The organism is Micromonospora echinofusca, from assembly GCF_017614955.1.
In the GTDB taxonomy this organism is placed as follows: Bacteria; Actinomycetota; Actinomycetes; order Mycobacteriales; family Micromonosporaceae; genus Micromonospora; species Micromonospora echinofusca_A.
The window spans coordinates 1-1,895 of the sequence record NZ_WVUH01000604.1 but is presented as its reverse complement, the minus strand read 5'-3'; the positions used below and the strand labels follow the sequence as shown (position 1 = coordinate 1,895).

Genomic DNA, 1,895 nt, shown 5'->3' with positions numbered 1-1,895 from the left:
GTGGGGGTGTCGACCATCCGGCGGCCGGCCCGGCGACCGGGCCAGGCCGGGGCGGGGGTGAGGACGCCGTCGGTGTCGCGGACCCAGCCGCCGGTGTCGTCGTCCCAGCGGTCCCGTTCGTCCAGCGAGGTGGTGATCGGGTCGTCGGCGCGCCAGCCGAGGGAGGGTGAGGTGGTCTGCGCGGCGGGCCGACGGCGGGCCAGCAGCCCGGACACGGCGGCGATGACCGGCGGGCCGAGCCCGGTGAACAGGGTCAGCCCGGCCCAGATCCGCAGCAGGATGTAGTCGTGGCCGAGTACGACGCTCGCGCCGAGCAGGGCGGCGGCGAACGCCGCCCAGAGCAGGTGCAGCCGGAACGTGGCCAGCGACTCGGTGGTACGCAGGTTGCCCTTGGCGGTGACCACGAAGGCCAGTTTGCGGCGCAGCAGCGCCCCGATGCCGGCGGCGACGTAGACCGGGCCGGCGAAGAGCGCGAGGGCCATGCCGGGCATGCCGATCTCCTCCCGTTCGTGGGGGGCGATGTTGAACCGGCGCAGCCACAGCCAGAGCATGAACCAGGTGGCCACGGTGGCGCCCCAGAGCAGCCCCCACCGGCCGGGGTCGAGGCGTACCGAGCTGACCCCGGTGAGCAGGTAGACGGCGGTGGCGGCGTTGCCCAGCAGCATCCCGACGGCGACGCTGGGGTAGTAGAACTGGAGCAGCCGGTACTGCCAGCGACGGCGGGTGCGCAGGGTGCGGGGGGCCCGCAGGTCGGGACGGACGAGGATCTCCCAGATCCCGGCGGCCCAGCGTTTCTGCTGGTTGAAGTAGTCGGCCCAGGAGGTCGGTCCTTCGCCGATGGCCACCACGTCCGGGGTGTAGACGCCCTTCCAGGGTCGACCGGTCTGCGGGTTGGTGGCGGCGTGGATGCGGATGCTGGTCAGGTGGTCCTCGATGATCGAGTCCTGGTACCCGCCGATGCACCGCCAGGCCGACGGCCGGTAGAGGTGCCCGGTGCCGGTCAGCAGGGGGGCGTCGAGTCCGTTGCCGCCCCGGGCGATGACCCCGTTGAACAGGTACTGCTGGACGGAGGCGCCGTGCGCCACCCAGTTCTGGTGCATGTTGCCGTACACCTGCGGGGTGACGACGAACGCCACGTCCGGGTCGCGGAAGTAGCCGAGGGTGCGTTCCAGGAAGCCGGGCATGGGTACGTGGTCCGGGTCGACGTTGGCGACCACGTCGTAGCGGTGTTCGTGTTCGGCCCGCCAGGCGTTGTGGTTGCCGGACTTGGTCTTCGTCCGGAACTCGCCGGCGGGCTGGTTGTACTCGGGGCGGCCCTTGCGGCTGAAGTGGTGCGCCCCGACCCGGCGGGCCATCGCCTGCACGGCCGGGTCGTCGCCCTCGTCGAGGATCCACACGTCGACGGTGCCGGCGTAGATGACCTCCTTCATCTTGCGCAGGGTGCGTTCGGCGACCTCGATGGGTTCCTTGCTGGGCACGATGGTGGTGAGCAGGGCCACCCGCAGTCCGACGGGCGGGTCCATCGGTACCGGGTCTTTGGCGTACCAGGCGAAGACCCAGATGGTGACGCTCTGCATCAGCCGGATCAGCTCGGCGACGATCATCACGCAGTAGCTGGTCCGGGCCACCGCGAGTTGCCAGCCGCCGTCGGGACGTACCGCGCCGGGCACGTGCTCGGGCAGCAGCAGCCAGCCGACGAAGAGCAGGGTGGTGCCGAGGTTCGCCAGGACCAGCAGGGTGAGGACGAGGTGGGCGCCCGGTCCGGCGATGGGCCGGAACCGGACCGGCTGGTCGGGTCGCTCCGGTGTGGTGGGCGGGCCGGTGACCTCGGCGCAGTCGGCGTACGTCTTGCGGACCTCGATGTTGAGCTGCTCGGCGGTGCGGCGGTCCGGGGT

Annotated in this window: 1 protein-coding gene; it reads right to left on the bottom strand. The window is 71.6% G+C overall.

Features of this window, described 5'->3' with window-relative positions; genetic code table 11:
• Positions 1-1,895: glycosyltransferase family 2 protein (locus GSF22_RS33210; protein ID WP_208817861.1), on the bottom strand; the 1,895-nt coding region annotated here is incomplete at both ends.